Raw genomic sequence first — 2610 nt, forward strand, 5'->3', positions numbered from 1 at the left:
GAGGCGGTGGTGGCCGACGCCGTCGAGGCGGGCCGCATCGCCACGGTGCTCGGGCTCGCGGGCGTGCGCGTCGGCGACACGATCGGCCCCGAGACCGCGCCCTGCGGCCCCCCGTGCCCGCCCCGCGCGAACGGCACGGACGGCACGGACGGCGTGCGCGGCGCCCGGTTCTTCGCCCCTCCCACGCTGGAGACCCGGGTGGTGCCCGACCGCGACGCGGACCGGGCGGCCCTGCACACGGCGCTCGCCGAACTGGCCGACCAGGACCCGCTGATCGCCCACCGCAAGGGCAGGCTCCTGCCGGACGGCACGCAGGACGTCCACCTCTCGCTCTACGGCGAGGTGCAGAAGGAGGTCGTGCAGGCCACGCTGGCCGAGGAGTACGGCATCGGCGTCACGTTCCACGAGACGACCACGATCAACCTGGAGCGCCCCGTGGGCACCGGCTCCGCCGTCGAGTTCAAATCGGTGGACCCGAACCCGTTCCTCGCGACGGTCGGGCTGCGCGTCGATCCGGCGCCCGCCGGCTCGGGGCTCGACTACCGGATCGCCGTGGAACTCGGCTCGATGCCGTACGCGTTCATGCGGGCAGTCGAGGAGACGGTGCGCGAGAGCCTGGAGCAGGGCCTGGCGGGGTGGCGCGTCACGGATCTGGTGGTCACGCTGACCCACTCGGGCTACTTCGCGCGCCAGAGCCACGCCCACGGGGTGTTCGACAAGAGCATGTCGAGCACGGCGGGGGACTTCCGGGCGCTGACACCCCTGGTGCTGATGGAGGCGCTGCGCCGCGCGGGCACCCGCGTGCACGAACCCGTCCACCGCTTCCGCCTCGACCTGCCGTCCGACACCTACGGAGCGGCGCTGCCCGTCCTCGCGCGCTTCCGCGCCGTCCCCGGCGTGCCGGTCGTGCGGGGTGAGGAGACGACGGTGACCGGGCACGTCCCCGCGGCCTCGGTGCACGCGCTGGAGCAGCGGCTGGTCGGCCCGACCCGCGGCGAGGGGCTGCTGGAGACCGAGTTCGGGCACTACGCGCCGGTCCCGGGCACGCCGCCGGTCAGGGCCCGCTGGGACAACGACCCGCTGGACCGGCGGGCCTACCTGCTGCGTGTGGTGCGCCGGGTGCGGGGCGGCGCGTGAGACGTGCCGCCCGGCGGGGCGCCGTCACGCTCGGCCCGGTCCGCCCGGCGGGCCCAGGCGCGCGCTCAGGCCGTCGCGGCCGGGTCGACCACGATCTTGCCCACCGCGCCGGCCTCGACGGCCTCTTGCGCGGCCACCACGTCCGCGAGCGGGTAGCGATGTATCGGCAGGACGGTCAGGGCGCCGGCGGCCGCGGCGGCGGTGACCTCCCGGGCGGCGGCGGTGAGCTCGTGCGACGGGACGCCGTAGAGAAGGACGAAGCGCAGGGTGACGTTCGCGTTCATGAGGGCCCGTACCGGCAGCTCGACGTCCCCGGCCGCGGCGTACGTCGAGATCACGGTGTCCGGGCCGGTGACGGCGAGGTCCAGTTCGAGGTTGGCGCCGAGGTTTACCTCGACGATGCGGTCGACCGGACCGCCCGCCAGAGCCCTGATCGTGTCGACGGCGCCCGGCTCGCGGTAGTTCACGACGTGGTCGGCGCCCGCCCGCGACGCCTGCTCGGCCTTCTTCGGACCGCTCACGGTCGTGATGACCCGGGCGCCCGCGTGCTTCGCCAGTTGGATCGCGAAGTGGCCGACCGCGCCGGCGCCGCCCGCCACGAGGACCGTGCGGCCGTTGAGGCGGCCGTCGGTGAACAGGCAGCGGTGGGCCGTGAGTGCCGGGATGCCGAGGCAGGCCCCGAGTTCGTCGCCCGCGCCCTCGGGCAGCGGCACGGCGTGATCCGCCGGCAGGACGCAGTACTCGGCGGCACTGCCGTAGCGGTTGCCGTACGCGGCGAACCAGAGCCAGACCCGCTGCCCGACCCGCGAGGCGTCGACGCCCGCGCCGACCGCGTCCACGACACCCGCCCCGTCCTGGTGAGGCACCTGGAAGCCGTCAATGGCGCGCGCCGTGACACCCGCACGGGTTTTCACGTCTGTCGGGTTGATTCCGGACAGGGTGACCTTCACACGTACCTGACCAGGGCCGGGCTCCGGGCGGTCGATGTCCTCGACCCGGAGGACATCGCGAGCTGAGCCGTTGCGTTCGTACAGAACTGCTTTCACTTTGTCGTTCCTTCTGCCGCGGGCCGGGGGGTTGCCGCCAGTGGGTGACCGGCGGGTCGATCGTACGGCGATCATGCGAATCGGCACGTGGGAGTCCGCGTGGTTCCCCGGTCGCGAGGCGCGGGCGGGAAGGATGCGAGCAGGACCCAAGGTCGAAGGCCAGGCCCGCCAGAGACCTTCGCATCTGTGACTTATCTCCCACTCGGATCATCGATTGTGGGAAATCGGGTCGGGTCGTGCTGGCCTAGGGTGGCCCAGTTCCCCCCACGAACGAAGCGAGAACACATCGTGAGCAGCGAAGAAACGGTCCGAGGCGCCGAGCCCCCCACGGGCGGCGGTCCGGACGGCGCGGGAGCAGGGGCTGGCGCCGGCACCGGACGGCCGCCCGGCGGCCCGGGCACCGGAGGGGGCGCGGGCGGACCGGGCG

1 protein-coding gene and 1 pseudogene are annotated in these 2610 nt (G+C 73.9%); one reads left to right on the forward strand and one right to left on the reverse strand.

Features of this window, described 5'->3' with window-relative positions; translation table 11 throughout:
- Positions 1–1137 (forward strand): annotated as a pseudogene (locus tag L1885_RS26905) (GTP-binding protein); the annotation flags it as partial.
- A gap of 65 nt (positions 1138–1202) precedes the next feature.
- Here L1885_RS26905 and L1885_RS26910 read toward each other — a convergent pair.
- Positions 1203–2183 (reverse strand): NADPH:quinone reductase, encoded by a 981-nt coding sequence (locus L1885_RS26910; RefSeq protein ID WP_235799762.1) that lies wholly within the window; start codon positions 2181–2183, stop codon positions 1203–1205.
- Between the last annotated feature and the right edge of the window lie 427 nt (positions 2184–2610).

This window comes from Streptomyces fuscigenes, assembly GCF_021556455.1.
Taxonomy (GTDB): domain Bacteria; phylum Actinomycetota; class Actinomycetes; order Streptomycetales; family Streptomycetaceae; genus Streptomyces; species Streptomyces fuscigenes.